Below are 18,062 nucleotides of genomic sequence, written 5' to 3'. Positions count from 1 at the left end.
ACTAGTCGTCTAGACATGTGATGGAAGGCCAGCGGGTGCTGCAACTTGGACAAATCGACAGAGCCGATGACAAGCCGCCATATCGGCAGATCGCGGGCATGTTGCGAGAAGCGATCCGTTCCAACCGGCTAGCTCCCGGGGAACGACTGCCGTCTGAGACGGAACTTATCGAGCATTTCGGTGTGGCACGCATGACGGTAAGACAAGCTGTGCAGGAGCTTCGTTCCGAGGGACTGGTCGTCTCGCAGCATGGCCGCGGGGTGTTTATTCGCCCGACGCCCCCCATCCGCCGGCTCGCGTCGGATCGATTCGCGCGACAGCATCGCGCGGCAGGCAAGGCGGCGTTTACCGTCGAGGCCGAGAAATCGGGTTACTCGCCGCAAGTCGACAATATTGCGGTGAGCCGCGAGAAGCCGAATTCGTTTGTAGCGGAACGACTTCGATTATCACCGGACGATGACATCGTCGTGCGATCGCGCCGCTACCTGGCGAATGGCCGACCGGTTGAAACGGCGGTCTCCTTCATCCCGGCTGCTTTCGCCGAAGGCACGAGGATCGAGCAGGTGGACACTGGGCCCGGGGGCATCTACGCCCGACTGGAAGAGAATGGCCACGTACTCGGTCACTTCACCGAGGAGGTCGCAGCCCGAATGCCCACTCCCGAAGAACGGCGGCAACTGGAACTCGAACCAGGCGTTCCCGTATTGACAGTGCTGCGAACCGCATATGACGCGAATGACGTGGCGGTTGAGGTCTGCGACACGGTGAAAGTTGCTTCCGCCTACCTGCTCGAATACGAGTTCCCGGCCCGCTGAGCCCAAAGTCTTCGATCAACTGGGCGTCGACCGTTGCACTCCTCTAGACGACTATGTAACCTCAACTTGTCTAGAGCAGTTCTCATGAAAGGTCGACAAATGTCTGTGCCGAAATGGCTCAAGGTGTCACACCAGCAGGTTTTCCCACGCAAAGCGTTTGTGGTGTCCGACGTGACGGCGGTGATCGATTACGAGCGGTCGACGAAGGACAACAAGGTCCAGGCGACTGATCGAGAATCAGGCGCTCCGTTGTGGCAGGTCGAAGTCCTCGACGGCGACCCGACAGCTAGTAAGCGAGCGCGCACTCTCACCGTCAAGTTCGCAACGCCCAAGCAGCCTGTGTGCCCACCGAACACTGCCGGAATGCCCTTCACACCAGTGATTTTCGAGGAACTATACATATTGCCGTACGTAGACCGTTCGAGCGAATCCGGCCGCATCGCGTGGTCGTTTCGGGCCTCGGGTATGACTGCGGACACCGGCAAGGCGGGGTCCTCAGCGGGAGACCGGGTGTCAGCATGAGTCCGTACGACCCCGTAGTACCTAGCGATCCGTATTCGATTCCAGATCCCGACGCCGGCATCGACTTCTTTGACCTCACGCACCTGCTGGCGGTCGGCGCCATGTGGCTCATTGCGGTGATCGGCGTGGTCGCCGTTTCGCTCGTCGTTTGGAGAGTGCGTTCCCCCGCCACATTTGGGCGTTATGTTGCAACACCAGCATGTCGGGCCCGATGGCTGATCTGGGCATCGATCTCCTGGCCACGGGTTGCCAAGGCCTGCGGGTTGTCGACTCCCGAGCACGTCACACGCACGGACGCACAGGGCAAGAGCAGGACGAGGACAGTTTGGACTCATCCTCGCCTTCTCGGGGTGAGCATGTTCGGCGACTGCCTACGGATGACAGTCCGAACACGGACCGGCCAGACGGTGGACGACCTCGAAAACGCGGTCCCCGCAATTCGTGACGCTGTCGGGGCGCATTCCGCCCGCTCGACACTGATCGGCCCCGGCACGGTTCGCGTGGAATTCGTTATGAAACAATGCCTTTCAGAGGCAGAGACCGCTGCATTCCCAACCAGCGTCGAGCCGACGGGCGTCGAGGTCGGCCGGCGTGAGAATGGGTCGGCATGGACTCTGCGCGTCGCCGGCCTGCACACCCTCACTGTTGGGTGCTCGGGTGCGGGCAAGGGCTCCGTTTTTTGGGGCATTGCAGGCGGATTAGGCCCAGCCATCAAGGCGGGAACCGTGCGGCTGTTCGCCGTGGATCTCAAGTACGGGATCGAAGTGTCAGTCGGGTCTGCACTATTCAGCGGCATTGCGACGACCGAGGCCAACGCCGCGAGACTGCTGACCAACTTGGAGGAGCTACTAGACAGCCGCGGTCGCAGGATGGCCGGCCGAGCGCGTTCGCACACACCGAGCACCGCCGAACCGCTCGTCGTGCTGCTCATCGATGAATTCGCGGGCTTGACCGCATACATGACGGACGCGGCACTGAGGAAGCAAGTTGCGGGCTCACTCTCACGCATCCTGACAAAGGGTAGGGCTGTAGGCATCGTGGTCGCCGCATTCATGCAGGACCCTCGCAAGGAGATTCTGCCCATGCGCGGGTTGTTCACCCAAACCGTCGCACTGCGGCTGCGCTCACGCGACGAAGTCGCCATGGTCTTGGGTGACGGCCTCGCCGACGCCGCCCCCGCGCATCGGATCAACCCAAATGAGCCTGGTACCGGATACGTCATCGCCGAAGACGGGTCAACGATGCGAGTACGCGCCGACTTCTGGCCCGATTCGCTAATCCGTTCTGTCGCACAAGAATACGGGCCTACAAGCTCAAGTCGCGCTGGTTCAGCAGAGAACTGAGGACATCGGCATGACAACCCTCGGCATCAAAACCAGCGCCACCGCGACAGCGACCTTTCCAGAGCTTCTAACAGCGGAGCAGGTGGCCGAGCTGCTTGGCGTGTCCGCTGCGACGGTGAGTCGATGGGGCGCATTGCGCGAACACGGCGCAGACGTGGGACCGCCCTGCTACACGCTATCTGATCGCGTAAGACGTTGGGACGCAGCTGAAGTCCGCGCATGGCTTCGTAAGGTGCGTCGCTAAGTGGCCGGATCGGTCCCGCGCGGTATCCGAAAGCGGATCAATTCGGCCGGTCTGCCGCGCTATCAAGTGCGCTACCTGGTGCGTGATTCAGACTCCCCGTCGGGATGGGCTGAGACGTCGTCGACGTTCGCCACCTTGCGAGAAGCGCGGGCATTCAAGGCCGACCGGGATGGCGAAGCGGCGATCGGCGCCAGACGCTTCGACCCCCGACTTGGCCGGGCCAAACTCGCCGCTGTCTGGACGCAATACAGCGCGTTGAAACGCCCCGCAGTGTCGCCCAAGACCTGGAGCGGCTACACCCAGCATTGGGAACTACGCATCAGTCCGCGTTTCGGCCACGTCCCGGTTGATGAAATCAGCCGAAAGGATATACAGCAATTCATCGATTCCATGACCGTCGGTCCCTGGGCCAAACTCGCCACGCTGCGGCTGCTGCGGTCGATTCTCGACATGGCGCGCGAGGACGGTCGAATCCACAGCAACCCGGCTGACGGGGTGTCATCCGGGCGGATACCCACCCGAGAACGCCACCGCTATCTGACCGCCACCGAAGTCGCCGCCCTGGCAGCCGCATGCGGCGACCACGGCGACGTGGTGATCATCCTCGCCTTCACCGGCCTGCGCTGGTCCGAACTCGTCGGCCTGCGGGTCGGCGACATCGACCTAACTGCGCGTCGGCTCTATGTCCGCCAGGCCGCGCCAGAAGTGGAAGGCCGGATCATCGTCGGGCCGCCAAAAACTCGCGCCGCCGCCCGAACCGTCCCACTCCCCCAAATCGTCATCGACGCGCTCAAACCAAGGATCGATAATCGCGCGCCCACAGAACATGCAATCACCTCGCCAAATGGCGGGTTCCTCAGATCAAACAACTGGCGCCGGCATACCGACTGGAACGAAGCCCTAAAGAAAACCGGACTGGTGCCGCTGACGATTCACGACCTGCGCCACACCTACGCCAGCCTGGCCCGGGCCTCCGGCGCCGACCTCCGCTACGTCCAGAAGACGATGGGGCACTCGACGCCGACCGTCACCGCGAACATCTACAGCGACCTCTATTCAGACGAACTCGACCACGTAGCCACGAATCTCGACCGGCTTCAGGACGTCGCCAAAAACCGGGCGAACGGACAGGAACCGGACACACCGAACCATCCATAGAGTGCCATCACCGCGTCCGTGCAGCTCAAGACTGGTGGCCAGGGGCGGGATCGAACCGCCGACCTTCCGCTTTTCAGGCGGACGCTCGTACCGACTGAGCTACCTGGCCGGAAGGCAGCGAGTGCCTCGCCGCGCTTGGCGACCCTGACGGGACTCGAACCCGCGACCTCCGCCGTGACAGGGCGGCGCGCTAACCAACTGCGCCACAGGGCCTTGCTGCTGCTCCGCGTCACCGCGTCGCGTACCCCCAACGGGATTCGAACCCGTGCTACCGCCGTGAAAGGGCGGCGTCCTAGGCCACTAGACGATGGGGGCCAGAACCGAATCACTCCGGGGTACTCGCAACGTGGTTTCGTTGGGAGCCACGTCAGCTTAGGTCACGGTGTGCCCAATCCTCAAACGAGCCGGGTTTTCGGTCCAAGTATCCTGAATCTTCGCGGCCCCTATAGCTCAGTTGGTAGAGCTACGGACTTTTAATCCGCAGGTCCTAGGTTCGAGTCCTAGTGGGGGCACCACATCGCGCATCGCGTGGGCCGTGCGCGACCGATGACCGCTCATCGCCCGAGCACAGCGCTGCAGTACGTGACGTCGGCGAAGGCCGCGGCGACGTCGTCGTCGGCGTAGACGAAACCGTTCGCCGCGTGCAGATCCGCGACCGTCGTCGACGACGTCTGCCAGCCGCGCTGGTTCAGGTGGTCGACGATGTGGCTGCGCTGGCCGTGATACACGAGGTCGTTGAAGTCGATCTCGAAGCCGAGTTCGCTCATCCGGTCGTGGTGAGCACGCCACCGCGGGTCGGCGAAAACCGCGGTGTCGGGCACGAATTCGAAAGCGAGACGACTGCCGGGGGCGCTCAGCGAGGTGACGTTGTCGAACAGCGCATCCTGAGCGTCGTCCGGCAGATAGACCACCAGGCCTTCGGCGCTCCACGCGGAGGGGGCCTGGGGATCGAATCCCGCGGCCCGCAGGGCCGAGGCCCAGTCGTCGCGCAGATCGATCGCGACGGTGCACCGCTGCGCGGTCGGCTTGGCGCCCAGATCGCCCAGGGTCAGGGTCTTGAACTCGATGACCTCTGGCATGTCGACCTCGTAGACGACGGTGCCGGCCGGCCAGGGCAGCCGGTAGGCGCGGGAATCCAGGCCCGACGCGAGGATCACCACCTGGCCGATGCCGCTGCGGGTGGCATCCAGAAAGAATTGGTCATAGAACCGGGTTCGGCAGGCCATTCCCTGCGCCATTCGCCGGGGATCGAACTCCGTGTTCCCGCTGGCCTCGATTTCGCCGTTCACCAGGCGGACGTAGACGTCGATGCCGACCGCCCGCACCAGCGGCGCGGCATAGGGGTCGTCGATCAACTTCGCCTCGGAGGACAGCGCCCGCTGGGCGGCCACCATGGTCGCCGTCGCCCCGACGCTTGTCGCCAGGTCCCAACGATCACGATCGGTGCGCGCCATGATGCCCCTTCAGTCGGGTCCGAAAAAAGATAGACAATCTAGTTAACATCACAGGCTCGGTGTGGCGGCCGACGGGGCTACCCTCCGACTTATCTGCTGCACTCCGGAGGACCCGTGACCGACTTCGCTCAACGAACGATCGAACTGGCTCGTCGCAACGTGGCCGAAGGCGGCCGGCCGTTCGCCACGGTGATCGTGCGGGGCGGCGAGGTGCTCGCCGAGAGCGCCAACCGAGTGGCCCAGACGAGCGACCCCACCGCCCACGCCGAGATCCTCGCCATCCGCGAGGCCTGCATGAAGCTGGGCACCGAGCACCTCGTCGACGCCACGATCTACGTGCTCGCCCACCCGTGCCCGATGTGCCTGGGCTCGCTGTATTACTGCTCGCCCCGGGAGGTCGTGTTCCTGACCACGCGCGAAAGCTACGAGCAGTACTACGCCGATGACCGCAAGTACTTCGAGTTGTCCACCTTCTATGACGAATTCTCCAAGGACTGGGAGGATCGGCGCCTGCCGATGCGCTACGACCCGCACGAGGGGGCGATAGAGGTCTACCGGCTGTGGAACGAGCGCAATGGCGGCCGGCGCCAGACGACGGTTGTCCCGCCGGCCTGAGCCGCCCCCTTGGCAGCCCCGCTAGCCTTCGCTAGTATTTGCGTATGCATGCAGGTAATAGCAAAGGGCGTCTTCCCGACGACCAGGCCGGCCTGGTGGTCGAGGTCTTCCGGATGCTGGCCGATGCCACCCGCGTGCAGGTGCTCTGGTCGTTGACCGACCACGAGATGTCGGTCAACGAACTCGCCGAGCACGTGGGCAAGCCGGCGCCGTCGGTTTCCCAGCACCTCGCGAAGTTGCGGATGGCACGTCTGGTCCGCACCCGCCGGGAGGGCACCACGATCTTCTACAGCCTGGAGAACGACCACGTGCGCCAGCTCGTCATCGACGCCGTTTTCAACGCCGAGCACGCCGGACCCGGGGTCCCCGGCCATCACCGCGGCGACGACGGGCTAAAGGCGGTAGCCGAATCGTCGAACCGACACCGCAGCAGCGGCCGCTGAGTCGGCCGGAGGCACAAGGCATTTCACGCAAGGAGGCATCACCGATGAGCGAAGAGCACACCCACGACGCGCCCCACGCGCACGAGCATCGGCACGGCGACGTGACGCACGCCCACGCACACACGTCCCACGAGCACGACCACGTGGAGCACGAACACTCCCACGCGCACGCCGACGGGACCGAACACACCCATCGGCACGTGCACCAGGCCGGGCTGGAGGACGTTCACGGCCACGCCCACGCCTAGCGCGGACGACGACCGTACGCGCTAGACCGAATTGCCGCACTCCTCCTCACCCCGCTTCGCGGGCTGCATCGTCGTACGGCTAGACCGAATTGCCGCACTCCTCCTCACCCCGCTTCGCGGGCTGCATCGTCGTACGGCTCAAGACACCATCGGGCAGTAGTGCTTGGGGTCCCCGCGCTCGTCGATCGGCGGCAGATTGCGCGCGGGCGTTTGCACCAGCGGGGTATCGAGCGGGATTCGCCCGCTGGCGCGGTCCAACCCGGCACGCGCCCGCGGGTGCTTGCGGAATCTGCTTGGCACCAGGGCGAATACGAAACGAACCAGGTCGCCAAAACGCCGGTGCAACCACTCGTCGCGGCGCGACCACCGGTAGCCCATCAGCTCCCGCACCGGGGGGTCGTAGAGGCCGACGGTCAGCCAGACGAAGAACGGGGCCATCAGTTTGCGCTGCAAGGCCCACAAGGGTTCCGGAATCCATTGCGCGAAAGGCGGTTTGGGCAACTCGCTGAGGTCGAGCACGGCCCGTGCCGCCTCGTTGCTTTCCAGCACGTTGCGGCACATGTGGTCCCAGTAGGCCTGGAACTCCTCCCACGACTTCGGCACGGGCCGCATGCTCATGCCGTACATGCGGTACCACTCGACATGTTCGTCGAACAGCTGACGCTTTTGCGCCTCGGTGATCCCACCGCAAAACCGTTCGGCCACGTGAATGGTGCCCATAAAGAAGGTGGAATGCGCCCAGTAGAAGACGTCGGGGTTCAGGGCGTGGTAGCGGCGGCCCTGGTCATCGACGCCCTTGATGTCGGTGTGGTAGTCGCGGACTTCGGCGCCGGTCATGGGGGCGCGCTCACCGTCGAAGACGACCCCGCCGATGGGATACAGCGAACGCAGCAGACGCGGCCACCGCTCGCGGAAGAAGGTGGAGTGGTCGAGCACCGCCGCGCCGAGTTGGGGGTGCATGTTCTGCATCGATCCGGCCCATGGGCCCTGCAGCATGCCCCGCCAGTCCCCGAAATAACGCCAGGTCAGGGAATCGGGTCCCAGCGGTGTTGGCGGCGCGTCGTAGCCCAGTGGCGATACGGGGCAGCCGCCCGCGACACCGTTGGAGCCGTCGGCCGGCCCGCCAGACTGCTCAGGGGCGCCGGTCGCGTCGCTGGTCAGGGGGCGCGATGCGGACGTATCTTGAGTCACTATTGGATTCCTGTAGGTATCTGAATTTTTGACTACAGCCGTTGTCATTTTCAGCTTAGGAGCGATGTGCAGACGGGTCAACGACGGGGCCGCTGGACCGGCGTCCCCTTGGAGAGTCGCCTCGCGCTTCGCCGTGACAACCTGATCAGCGCCGGCGTGCAGCTGCTCGGCGGTTCCGGGGGGCCGGCGCTGACCGTTCGCGCGGTGTGCCGCAAGGCCGCGCTGACCGAACGCTACTTCTACGAAAGCTTCGCCGACCGTGACGAATTCGTGCGCGCGGTCTATGACGACGTCTGCACGCGGGCAATGAACACCCTGACGTCGGCGACGACCCCGCGAGAGGCCGTCGAACGCTTCGTCGAGCTGATGGTGGACGACCCGGTCCGGGGGCGGGTGCTGTTGCTGGCGCCGGCGGTGGAGCCGGTGCTGGTGCGGTCGGGCGCGGAGTGGATGCCCAATTTCATCGACCTGCTGCAGCGCAAGCTGTCCCGGATCGGCGATGCCGTGCTGCAGAAAATGATCGCCACCAGCCTGGTCGGTGGCCTGTCGAGCCTGTTCACCGCCTACCTGCACGGGCAACTCGGGGCGACGCGCAAACAGTTCATCGACTACTGCATCAACATGCTCTACATCACCGCGGCGCCGTACGTCCCCGCCGGAGAGCTCGGCAAGTCGCAGTAGCGGGTTTTCATTCGGGCCGGATCGGCAAGCCGTAAAACTGGTGGTTGATCGCGATGTCAAACCGTTATCGACCACGCCTGGCGAGGAACTTGCTGCTACCGAAGTACACAGATATATTGACTGCTACCCATCGACACAGATAACTGGAGGCACTATGTCAGCCGAGCTGACAAACCTACAGCTGCTGCACGAACTCCAGCCGGTCGTCGAGAAGTACCTGAACCGGCACGAGAGCATGCACAAGAACTGGAACCCGCACGACTACATCCCGTGGTCGGACGGAAAGAACTTCTATGCGCTCGGTGGGCAGGACTGGGAGCCGGGACAATCCAAGCTCTCGGACGTCGCCCAGGTGGCGATGGTGCAGAACCTGATGACCGAGGACAACCTGCCGTCCTATCACCGCGAGATCGCGATGAACTTCAGCATGGACGGCCCCTGGGGCCAATGGGTCAACCGGTGGACCGCGGAGGAGAACCGGCACGGGATCGCGCTGCGCGACTACTTGGTGGTCACGCGCGCGGTCGACCCGTACGAATTGGAAAAGCTGCGCATCGAGGTGGTCAACCGCGGCTTCAGCCCCGGCCAGAACCACCAGGTTCGCGAAGACCTGTTCGCCGAGAGCCTGTTCGATTCGGTCACCTACGTGACCTTCCAGGAGTTGGCGACGCGGATCTCGCACCGCAACACCGGTAAGGCGTGCAACGACACGATCGCCGACCAGTTGCTGGCCAAGATCTCGGCCGACGAGAACCTGCACATGATCTTCTACCGCGACGTCACCGAGGCCGGGTTCGAGATCGCGCCCAATCAGGCGATGAAGTCGCTGCACAAGGTGTTGCGCAACTTCCAGATGCCCGGCTACCAGGTGCCCGAGTTCCGGCGCAAGGCCGTGATGATCGCCGTGGGCGGCGTGTACGCCCCGCGCATCCACCTCGACGAGGTCGTCATGCCGGTGTTGAGGAAATGGCGCATCTTCGAGCGTGAGGACTTCTCGGGTGAGGCCGCCGCCTTGCGCGACGACCTCGGGGTGCTGATCAAGGAGCTGGAGCAGACCTGCGACAAGTTCGAGGTCTCCAAGCAGCGCCAGCTCGACCGGGAAGCCCGCACCGGCAAGAGGACCACAGCCGTCGAGCTGCATCAGACGGCGGGCACGCTGACCATGAGCCGGCGGTAACCAAGCGGTGCGCATCGGTTCCATCGCGCTCGCGAGCCCGGTGGTTCTGGCACCGATGGCTGGCGTCACCAACGTCGCCTTCCGGACGCTGTGCCGTGAGCTGGAGCAATCCAAGGTCGGCACCGTCAGCGGCCTCTACGTCTGCGAGATGGTGACGGCCCGCGCGCTCGTCGAGCGTCACCCGGTCACCATGCACATGACCACGTTCGCCCCCGACGAGTCGCCCCGGTCGCTGCAGCTCTACACCGTCGACCCCGCGACCACCTACGCGGCCGCCAAGATGATCGCCGACGAAGGCCTGGCCGATCACATCGACATGAATTTCGGCTGCCCGGTGCCCAAGGTGACCAAGCGCGGCGGCGGGTCGGCGCTGCCCTACAAGCGGCGGCTGTTCGGCCAGATCGTCGCCGCCGCCGTGCGCGCCACCGAGGGCACCCAGATACCGGTGACCGTCAAGTTCCGCATCGGCATCGACGACGAGCACCACACGCACATCGACGCCGGCCGCATCGCCGAAGCCGAGGGCGCCGCCGCGGTCGCGCTGCACGCCCGCACCGCGGCGCAGCGCTATTCCGGCACCGCCGATTGGGACGAGATCGCCCGCCTCAAGCAGCATGTGCGCACGATCCCGGTGCTCGGCAACGGCGACATCTACGACGCCAGCGACGCCCTGACGATGATGGCCGCCACCGGATGCGACGGCGTGGTCATCGGCCGCGGCTGCCTGGGCCGCCCGTGGCTTTTCGCCGAGCTGTCGGCGGCTTTCACCGGCAGCCCTCCGCCCACACCACCGACGCTGGGCGAGGTCGCCGACATCGTCCGCCGGCACGGCCAGCTGCTGGCCGCGCACTTCGGCGAGGACAAGGGCATGCGCGACATCCGCAAGCACATCGCGTGGTACCTGCACGGCTTTCCCGCCGGCTCCGAGCTGCGCCGAGCGCTGGCAATGGTCAAGACGCTCGACGAGCTGGACCGCCTTCTCGACCGGTTGGACGCCGACGTGCCCTTCCCGGACGAGGCGAGCGGGCCCCGGGGCCGGCAGGGTTCACCCGCCCGGGTCGTGCTCCCGGAAGGCTGGCTGGACGACCCCGACGACTGCACGGTGCCGGCCGGCGCCGACGTCATGCACTCCGGCGGCTGAGTCCACCGGCTCGAAATCGCTTCCGGACCGATAACTCAGTACGATGTGGGCTTTGTTGCATGCGCTTGGACGGCGGATGATTTTGTGCCGCCGCACGGGCGCGACGAAAACGGATGGCACGAGCCGTCACACGAGCGGCGCCGCGCTGCCACCACGCACGGACACGCTGACGTCTGCATCAGAGCTTCGGAGGCCGGTAGGACATGAGTGACGGCGAGCGCGACGCCACTCGTAACGGTCGGCACGCACCGGGCGAGGTTCACGCCCAACCGATCCCGACGGGCCCGTCGCCCAGCCTGGGCGCCGCTCCCTGGGAGCGATTCTTCGAACCGCCGCCCGACGACAGCATCCATCGCTGGCAACCCGAAACGGCCGTCGAGCCCGCCGCGCCGCAGGACATCGACGACACCGAGCACACCGGAAGCCACGCCGGGGGCGGAGTCAGCGTCGCCGATCTGATCGCCAAGATCGGCGCCCCCGACCGGCCCATCCACCGACGCGCCGCCCCGGAGGTCGAGCCTCCCGAGCCCGAATTCTTCGAGCCCCGCCCCCAAGCCTTCCGGCCCGAGCCCGAACCACCGCTCGAGCTACAGAAAACACAGGTCATCGACGACTTCGCCTACTCGTTCGACGCGGTCTCCGAGCTTCGCGAGCTCATGGACGCCGACTACCCGAACGAGGACGAGCCCGACGAGCCGCCATCCGGCGCCGTCGACACCACCGCCGACGAGCCCAAACGCCGCCGCCCGATGCTGCTGGCCGGCCGCTCGGTGGCGGCGCTGGCCGCCGTGCTGGCGCTGGTGATGACCGGCGGGGCCTGGCAGTGGAGCACGTCGAAGAACGCCCGGCTCAACACGATCAACGCGCTCGACCCGCACTCGGACGACATCCGCGACGCGAACGGGCAATACGGCGACGAAGACTTCTTGATCGTCGGCCTCGACTCGCGCGCCGGCGACAACGCCAACATGGGCGCCGGCGACACCGACGACGCCGACGGCGCCCGCTCGGACACCGTCATGCTGGTGAACATCCCGGCCAATCGCAAACGCGTGGTGGCGGTGTCGTTCCCGCGCGACCTGGCGATCACCCCGATGCAGTGCGAGGCCTGGGACCCCACCACCGGCAAGTACGGCCCGCTCTACGACGCGAAGACGCAGACGTGGGGACCGAAGATGGTCTACACCGAGACCAAACTGAACTCCGCGTTCGCCTTCGGCGGCCCGAAGTGTCTGGTGAAGGAAATCCAGAAGCTGTCCGGATTGAGCATCAACCGCTTCATCGCCGTCGACTTCTCCGGCTTCGCGAAAATGGTGGATGCCCTCGGCGGAGTCGAGGTGTGCTCGAGCACCCCGCTGCACGACTACGAGCTGGGCACCGTGCTCGAACACGGCGGGCGCCAGGTTCTCGACGGTTCCACCGCGCTGAATTACGTGCGGGCCCGCCAGGTCACCACGGAGATCAACGGGGACTACGGCCGCATCAAGCGCCAGCAGCTGTTCTTGTCGTCGCTGCTGAGATCGTTGATCTCGGCGGACACGCTGCTTGACCTCAACAAGCTCAACAACGTCGTCAACATGTTCATCAGCGACACCGTCGTCGACAACGTGAAGTCCAAGGACCTGGTGCAGCTCGGTCAGTCGTTGCAGGGGATGGCGGCCGGCCACGTCACGTTCGTGACGGTGCCCACCGGCGTCACCGACCAGAACGGCGACGAGCCGCCGCGCATGTCCGACATGCGGGCGCTGTTCGACGCCATCATCAACGACGATCCGCTGCCGGAGGAAAACGACCAGAACGCAAAGAATTTGAGCGCATCGTCCGGCTCGGGCACGACGGGCGCGTCGAAGGCCCCGACCACCAGGAAACCGTCCCCGACGCCGGAGGCCCAACACGAACAGGTCACCACGACCTCGCCGAGCGGTGTGACCGTGCGGGTTTCCAACGCCACCACGCAGACCGGGCTGGCGGCGACCGCGACCACCCAGCTCAAGCGGGACGGCTTCAACGTGATGGCCCCCGACGACTATCCGAGTTCGGTGACCGCGACGACGGTGCTGTTCTCGCCCGGCAACGAAGAGGCCGCGGCCACCGTGGCGTCCTCGTTCGCCAACGCCAAGGTCCAGCGGGTCTCCGGCTACGGGCAGGTCGTGCAGGTGGTTCTGGGCCCGGACTTCAAGTCGGTCACCGCCCCCTCGCCGAGCGGCTCGCCGATGAGTTTGCAGATCGAACGCGGCTCGAGCAACGCGCCGGCCAAGCTCCCCGAGGACCTGACCGTCACCAACGCGGCCGACACCACCTGCGAATAAGCCGTTTTGACGGCGCTCCGCGGCCTGTCTGGGACGCGGGGAACGTATCCTTGACGACATGCGAACCGCCTACCACGAGCAACTCTCGGAGTTATCCGAGCGGCTCGGCGAGATGTGCGGCTTGGCAGGAATCGCCATGGAGCGGGCCACCCAAGCCCTGCTGCAGGCCGACTTGGTGCTGGCCGAACAAGTGATCTCCGACCACGAAGCGATCGCCGCGATGAGCGCACGCGCCGAGGAAAGCGCCTTTGTGCTGCTGGCATTGCAGGCGCCGGTGGCCGGTGATCTGCGCTCGATCGTGAGCGCCATTCAGATGGTGGCGGACATCGACCGCATGGGTGCGCTGGCGTTGCACGTCGCCAAGATCGCCCGACGGCGGCATCCCCAGCACGCCCTGCCCGAAGAGGTCAACGGCTACTTCGCCGAAATGGGCAGCATCGCAGTCGAATTGGGAAACAGCGCCCAAGAGGTGGTGTTGTCGCGCGACCCGGAGAAGGCGGCCCGGATCCGTGAAGAAGACGACGCGATGGACGATCTGCACCGGCACCTGTTCTCGGTGCTGATGGACCGGGAATGGAAGCACGGCGTGGCGGCGGCCGTCGACGTGACGTTGCTGGGCCGCTTCTACGAGCGTTTCGCCGACCACGCCGTCGAGGTGGCCAGGCGCGTCATTTTCCAGGCGACCGGCAGACTGCCCGAGGAAGAGGCGAAACCGCCGTCCAGCTAGCCGAAACGGCCCGAGATGTAGTCCTCGGTCGCCTTTTGATTCGGGTTGGAAAAGATCTTCTCGGTGTCGTCGACCTCGATCAGCCGCCCCGGTTTCCCGACGGCTTCCAGGTTGAAAAACGCGGTGTAGTCGCTGACCCGGGCCGCCTGCTGCATGTTGTGGGTGACGATGACGATCGTGTAGTCCTGCTTCAGTTCGCTGATCAGCTCCTCGATGGCCATCGTCGAGATCGGGTCCAGCGCCGAGCACGGCTCGTCCATGAGCAGCACGTCGGGCTGCACGGCGATGGCCCTGGCGATGCACAGCCGCTGCTGCTGCCCGCCGGACAGACCGCCACCGGGCCGGTCCAACCGATCCTTGACCTCGTCCCACAGGTTCGCGCCGCGCAGCGAGTATTCGGCCGTCTCATCGAGCACCTTGCGATTGCGCACCCCTTGCAGCTTGAGGCCGGCCACCACGTTGTCGCGAATTGACATGGCGGGGAACGGGTTCGGACGCTGGAACACCATCCCGATGGCCCGGCGCACACCGACCGGGTCGACACCGGCGCCGTAGATGTCCTCGTCGTCGAGCAGCACGCTGCCCTCGACGCGCCCGCCGGGCACCACCTCATGCATGCGGTTGAGGGTGCGCAGGACCGTCGTCTTGCCGCACCCCGACGGGCCGATGAACGCGGTGACGCTGCGCGGCAACACCGTCAGCGTCACCTCCGCGACGGCGTGAAACGACCCGTAGTAGATGTTGACGCCCTTGAGGTCCAACCGTTTGGCCACTACTGCTCCTGCCTATGACTTTCTGGCGCCAAGGAATTTCGCTATCACTCGAGCCACGATATTGATCGCGGCGATCACCAGGATGAGGGTTAACGCGGCACCCCACAACCGATCCGTGGGGATGGGGTTGAGGCCCGCGCCGACCGACGTCTGGTTGTACATCATGCCTGGCAGCGTCCCCATGAAGTCGCTGAAGATGTTGAAGTTCATCGATTGCGCATAGCCGACGAGGATCAACAGCGGCGCCGTCTCCCCCATCACCCGTGCCATCGCCAGCAAGATCCCGGTGACGATGCCGGAAAGCCCGGTGGGAATGACCACCCGGACGATGGTCTTCCACTTGGTGATGCCCAGGGCGTAGCTGGCCTCGCGCAGATCCACCGGAACCACCCGCAGCATTTCCTCGGTCGCCCGCACGATCACCGGCAGCATCAGCAACACCAGCGCCAGCGATACCGCGAACTCCGAGCGGGGCAGGCCCAGCGTGGCCACACACAACGCGTAGACGAACAACGCCGCCACGATCGAGGGCACCCCGCTCAGGATGTCCACCATGAACGAGGCCAACCGGCCCAGCGCGGTGCCGCCGCCGTATTCGACCAGATAGATCGCGACCATCAGACCGATCGGAATGGAGATGCCGGCGCACACCAATCCCTGCAGCACGGTGCCGACCAGCGCGTGGTAGGCGCCGCCGCCGGTCACGAAGGCCGTCATCCCGGCTTGCGAGTGCGACCACCAAACGGTCGACGTGATCGCCCTGACTCCTTTGGCGGTCACCGACCACAGCACCATCACCAGCGGCGCCACGGCCACCAGCAATGCCAGTGAAACCAGTACGGTCGCAACACGATTCGCGGTACGGCGACGCCGGGACAGCGGTGAGAACGTCCGCGACTTGAGCGGGCGGTCCAGCATCGACGTCATCGCGCGCCCTTTCGGCCCGCCCCGGCGACGGCGCCCCGGGCCAGGGCGTCGACGAGGAAGGTGAGCGCGAAGAGTGTGAGGCCCGCGGCGATGTAGGCGCCCGACTTGAACCGGTCGTCGAACTCGGCCGCGGCGCCCGCGATCTTGGTGGCGAAGGTGGAGCCGCCGTCGAACAGCGACCAGCCGAACGCCGACTGGGTGCCCCGCAAGATGATCAGCAGCGCGACCGTTTCGCCCAGCGCGCGCCCCAGCCCCAGCATCCCGCCGCTGATGTAGCCGGACCGCCCGAACGGCAGCGTGACGGTCTTGACCACTTCCCATCGGGTGGCGCCCAGCGCCAGCGCGGCTTCGATCTGGTCCTGCGGTGTCTGGACGAAGACCTCGCGGGTGACGGCGGTGACGATGGGCAGGATCATCACCGCCAAGACGATGCCGCCGGTGAAGATGGTGCCGCCGCCGGCGGCCGACGCGTTGCCGTCGGCGAACAGAAAGCACCAGCCCATGGAGCGGTTGAGCCAGGTGGCGATGGGCCGCAGTTGTGGCGCCAACACGTATAGACCCCAGGCGCCGTAGATGATCGAGGGAACCGCGGCCAGCAGATCGACCGCGTAGGCCAGCGGCGTCGCCACCCGCCGTGGCGCGTACTGGGTGATGAAGAGGGCGACGCCCAGCGCGACGGGCATGGCCAAGGTCAACGCGAACAGCGACACGAACACGGTCACCGGCAGCAGGCTGGCGATCCCGAAGTGCATCGCCGATGGGTCGGTGGTGACCCAGTTACCGCCGTAGCTGAAGAAGTTCTCGCGGTTGCGCTGCAACGCCGGTGCCGCGCGCCCGAGCAGGAAGACGGCGATCGCGGCGATCACGACGATGATCAGCACGCCCGAGGTCTGCGCGAGCCGCCGGAATATCCGGTCTCCCACATGCGGTCTGGCCTCGCCCCACGGGCTGGTGGGTGTCGTCGGCGACTCGGGAATCGACGTGGCGAGGACCGCGCCCGCGCCTGAGTCTATTGGGTTTGGCCCCGAAAACTCCGTCACTGCGATCTCACCTGGTCACTGCAGCGCATCGATCGCGGCGACCAGTCGTTCCTTGACCTTATCGGGCAGCGGAATGTAACCGGCCGAGGAAAGTTCGGCCTGCCCGCTGGTGGCGGCGATGGAGAGGAACGATTTGATTGCCCCGGCGGTCTCGGCGTCGTAGCCCTTGGAGCAGACGATCTCGTAGGTGACGAGCACCAGCGGATAGACGCCCGGCTCCTGCGAGCCGTACATGGCGTTGAGGTCGAGCAACAGGTCGTTTCCCTCGCCGAGGAATTTGGCCGCCTTGATGGCGTTTCCGGCCGTGTCGTTGGTGAGCGGGACCACCCCGCCGCGGGTGGCGATTTTGGCGTAGGACATGCGCGCCTGGTCGGCGAAGCCCTTCTGGACGTATCCGATGGCGCCCGGAATGGTCTGGACGGCCTGGATGACCCCGGACGACTTCGCCGCGCCCTCGCCGACGCCGCCCTGGAATTCCGTACCGACCCCTTTGGCCCAGCTCTGCGGGGCGGCGGCGGTCAGATACTTCTGTACGTTGTCGGTGGTTCCCGACGAGTCGGACCGGTAGATCGGCGTGATCCTGGTGTCGGGCAGGGCCACACCCGGGTTGAGCCCGACCAGGATGGGGTCGTTCCACGTGGTGATCTTGCCGGTGAAAATTTTGGCCACCGCGTCACTGCTGACCACCAGGGCCGGATTCCCCGGCAGGTTGTAGGCGAGCGCGATCGGGCCGAACACCAGGGGCAGGTCCCACGCCGGGTTCCCGCCGCACCGGCTGGCGGCCGGTCCGATCTGTTCGGCGACCAACGGAGAGTCGGCCCCCGCGAAGTCCACGTGCCCGGCGATGAACTGCTCGCGACCGGCGCCCGACCCGGTCGGGTTGTAGGCCAGACCCTTGCCCGGGCAGTACTGGCCCCACACCTGGTTGAAGACGGTGATGGCGTTCGCTTGCGCGGTCGAGCCTTCCGCCGTCAGGTTGTTCTTGCCGCCACACCCCGCGGTGCCCGCGGGGGCGGTGACGCTGGGCGCCGCGGCTCCGGGACGGTTCTCGTCGCTGCCGCAGGCGGTCAGCGCCGCGACGCCGAGTGCCGTCGCCAGCACTACCGCGGCCGCCGCCCTGCCCTGCCTGTCGAGCTTCACCGATCTCGCTTTCATGACACCGTTCAAGACGCATGTGGGCGCCGCTGGTCATCCCCTGCCAGGTTGCCCGTCGCGGCGAAAGTATGTGCCGCCCCGGCGCGCAGCAACGCCTCG

At 65.7% G+C, this 18,062-nt stretch carries 19 protein-coding genes and 4 tRNA genes; 14 read left to right on the top strand and 9 right to left on the bottom strand.

What is annotated here, in order from left to right; all coding sequences use genetic code 11:
- Positions 1-20: 20 nt before the first annotated feature.
- From K883_RS12460 to K883_RS12440, 5 genes are all read left to right on the top strand, one after another.
- The gene (locus K883_RS12460) at positions 21-815 is read left to right on the top strand and encodes a GntR family transcriptional regulator (RefSeq protein ID WP_020821582.1); all 795 of its coding nucleotides are present in this window, start codon (positions 21-23) and stop codon (positions 813-815) included.
- A gap of 99 nt (positions 816-914) precedes the next feature.
- On the top strand, positions 915-1,337 hold the full coding sequence (locus K883_RS12455) for a hypothetical protein (protein ID WP_008263947.1): 423 nt from the start codon (positions 915-917) through the stop codon (positions 1,335-1,337).
- Positions 1,334-2,680 (top strand): hypothetical protein, encoded by a 1,347-nt coding sequence (locus K883_RS12450; protein WP_020821580.1) that lies wholly within the window; start codon positions 1,334-1,336, stop codon positions 2,678-2,680. The genes K883_RS12455 and K883_RS12450 overlap by 4 nt, the downstream gene beginning before the upstream one ends.
- A gap of 10 nt (positions 2,681-2,690) precedes the next feature.
- The gene (locus K883_RS28240) at positions 2,691-2,924 is read left to right on the top strand and encodes a helix-turn-helix transcriptional regulator (RefSeq protein WP_008263943.1); all 234 of its coding nucleotides are present in this window, start codon (positions 2,691-2,693) and stop codon (positions 2,922-2,924) included.
- Complete coding sequence (locus tag K883_RS12440; RefSeq protein ID WP_008263933.1) at positions 2,925-4,082, top strand: tyrosine-type recombinase/integrase; 1,158 nt, start codon at positions 2,925-2,927, stop codon at positions 4,080-4,082.
- 32 nt (positions 4,083-4,114) lie between these two features.
- On the opposite strand, the gene K883_RS12435 is transcribed toward K883_RS12440, so the two are convergent.
- The 3 genes from K883_RS12435 to K883_RS12425 form a co-directional block, all read right to left on the bottom strand.
- A tRNA-Phe gene (locus K883_RS12435) sits at positions 4,115-4,191 on the bottom strand.
- Positions 4,192-4,218: 27 nt separating this feature from the next.
- Positions 4,219-4,295: transfer RNA gene (locus K883_RS12430), tRNA-Asp, on the bottom strand.
- A 29-nt stretch (positions 4,296-4,324) separates the two neighbouring features.
- A tRNA-Glu gene (locus K883_RS12425) sits at positions 4,325-4,397 on the bottom strand.
- A 124-nt stretch (positions 4,398-4,521) separates the two neighbouring features.
- Between K883_RS12425 and K883_RS12420 the strand changes: the two genes are divergently transcribed.
- Positions 4,522-4,597: transfer RNA gene (locus K883_RS12420), tRNA-Lys, on the top strand.
- Between the two features lie 39 nt (positions 4,598-4,636).
- Here the strand turns inward: K883_RS12420 and K883_RS12415 are convergent.
- On the bottom strand, positions 4,637-5,536 hold the full coding sequence (locus tag K883_RS12415; protein WP_014710936.1) for a class I SAM-dependent methyltransferase: 900 nt from the start codon (positions 5,534-5,536) through the stop codon (positions 4,637-4,639).
- 114 nt (positions 5,537-5,650) lie between these two features.
- Between K883_RS12415 and K883_RS12410 the strand changes: the two genes are divergently transcribed.
- Genes K883_RS12410 through K883_RS26750 form a run of 3 tightly spaced genes read left to right on the top strand, consistent with a single transcriptional unit; the run spans position 5,651 to position 6,842 of the window.
- Positions 5,651-6,151 carry a nucleoside deaminase gene (locus K883_RS12410; RefSeq protein ID WP_014710935.1) on the top strand — a complete coding sequence of 167 codons (501 nt, stop codon included), beginning with the start codon at positions 5,651-5,653 and terminating at the stop codon, positions 6,149-6,151.
- Positions 6,152-6,195: 44 nt separating this feature from the next.
- The gene (locus tag K883_RS12405; RefSeq protein WP_020188695.1) at positions 6,196-6,594 is read left to right on the top strand and encodes an ArsR/SmtB family transcription factor; all 399 of its coding nucleotides are present in this window, start codon (positions 6,196-6,198) and stop codon (positions 6,592-6,594) included.
- A gap of 44 nt (positions 6,595-6,638) precedes the next feature.
- A complete protein-coding gene (locus tag K883_RS26750; RefSeq protein ID WP_014710934.1) occupies positions 6,639-6,842 on the top strand; it encodes a hypothetical protein in 204 nt (67 codons plus the stop codon).
- A 138-nt stretch (positions 6,843-6,980) separates the two neighbouring features.
- On the opposite strand, the gene K883_RS12395 is transcribed toward K883_RS26750, so the two are convergent.
- Positions 6,981-8,033, bottom strand: coding sequence for an oxygenase MpaB family protein (locus K883_RS12395; protein WP_014710933.1), 1,053 nt, complete (start codon positions 8,031-8,033; stop codon positions 6,981-6,983).
- Between the two features lie 66 nt (positions 8,034-8,099).
- Here K883_RS12395 and K883_RS12390 point away from each other — a divergent pair, with 66 nt between their 5' ends.
- The 5 genes from K883_RS12390 to phoU all read left to right on the top strand — a co-directional run bounded on the left by K883_RS12390 (position 8,100) and on the right by phoU (position 14,068).
- Positions 8,100-8,714, top strand: coding sequence for a TetR/AcrR family transcriptional regulator (locus tag K883_RS12390; RefSeq protein ID WP_014710932.1), 615 nt, complete (start codon positions 8,100-8,102; stop codon positions 8,712-8,714).
- Positions 8,715-8,868: 154 nt separating this feature from the next.
- Positions 8,869-9,891 carry an acyl-ACP desaturase gene (locus tag K883_RS12385; RefSeq protein ID WP_014710931.1) on the top strand — a complete coding sequence of 341 codons (1,023 nt, stop codon included), beginning with the start codon at positions 8,869-8,871 and terminating at the stop codon, positions 9,889-9,891.
- A gap of 7 nt (positions 9,892-9,898) precedes the next feature.
- Positions 9,899-11,032 carry a tRNA dihydrouridine synthase DusB gene (dusB, locus tag K883_RS12380; protein WP_014710930.1) on the top strand — a complete coding sequence of 378 codons (1,134 nt, stop codon included), beginning with the start codon at positions 9,899-9,901 and terminating at the stop codon, positions 11,030-11,032.
- Between the two features lie 203 nt (positions 11,033-11,235).
- On the top strand, positions 11,236-13,341 hold the full coding sequence (locus K883_RS12375) for an LCP family protein (protein ID WP_014710929.1): 2,106 nt from the start codon (positions 11,236-11,238) through the stop codon (positions 13,339-13,341).
- 58 nt (positions 13,342-13,399) lie between these two features.
- Entirely contained in the window at positions 13,400-14,068 is a 669-nt protein-coding gene (gene phoU / locus K883_RS12370; RefSeq protein ID WP_008263921.1) for a phosphate signaling complex protein PhoU, read from the top strand.
- On the opposite strand, the gene pstB is transcribed toward phoU, so the two are convergent.
- The 4 genes from pstB to pstS are packed head-to-tail and all read right to left on the bottom strand — an operon-like array spanning position 14,065 to position 17,948.
- Positions 14,065-14,841: a phosphate ABC transporter ATP-binding protein PstB gene (gene pstB / locus K883_RS12365; protein ID WP_008263919.1), complete on the bottom strand. Its 777-nt coding sequence runs from the start codon at positions 14,839-14,841 to the stop codon at positions 14,065-14,067. The genes phoU and pstB overlap by 4 nt on opposite strands.
- A 12-nt stretch (positions 14,842-14,853) precedes the next feature.
- Entirely contained in the window at positions 14,854-15,768 is a 915-nt protein-coding gene (gene pstA, locus K883_RS12360; protein ID WP_014710928.1) for a phosphate ABC transporter permease PstA, read from the bottom strand.
- The gene (pstC, locus tag K883_RS12355) at positions 15,765-16,808 is read right to left on the bottom strand and encodes a phosphate ABC transporter permease subunit PstC (protein WP_036454606.1); all 1,044 of its coding nucleotides are present in this window, start codon (positions 16,806-16,808) and stop codon (positions 15,765-15,767) included. Before pstC ends, pstA begins: the two co-directional genes overlap by 4 nt.
- A 15-nt stretch (positions 16,809-16,823) precedes the next feature.
- Positions 16,824-17,948 carry a phosphate ABC transporter substrate-binding protein PstS gene (gene pstS, locus K883_RS12350; protein WP_014710926.1) on the bottom strand — a complete coding sequence of 375 codons (1,125 nt, stop codon included), beginning with the start codon at positions 17,946-17,948 and terminating at the stop codon, positions 16,824-16,826.
- Between the last annotated feature and the right edge of the window lie 114 nt (positions 17,949-18,062).

Origin of the sequence: Mycobacterium sp. TKK-01-0059, assembly GCF_000709305.1 — a bacterium.
Lineage (GTDB): Bacteria > Actinomycetota > Actinomycetes > Mycobacteriales > Mycobacteriaceae > Mycobacterium > Mycobacterium intracellulare.
Note: the sequence above shows the minus strand (reverse complement) of the source record. Positions and strands in the feature narration are given on the sequence as shown.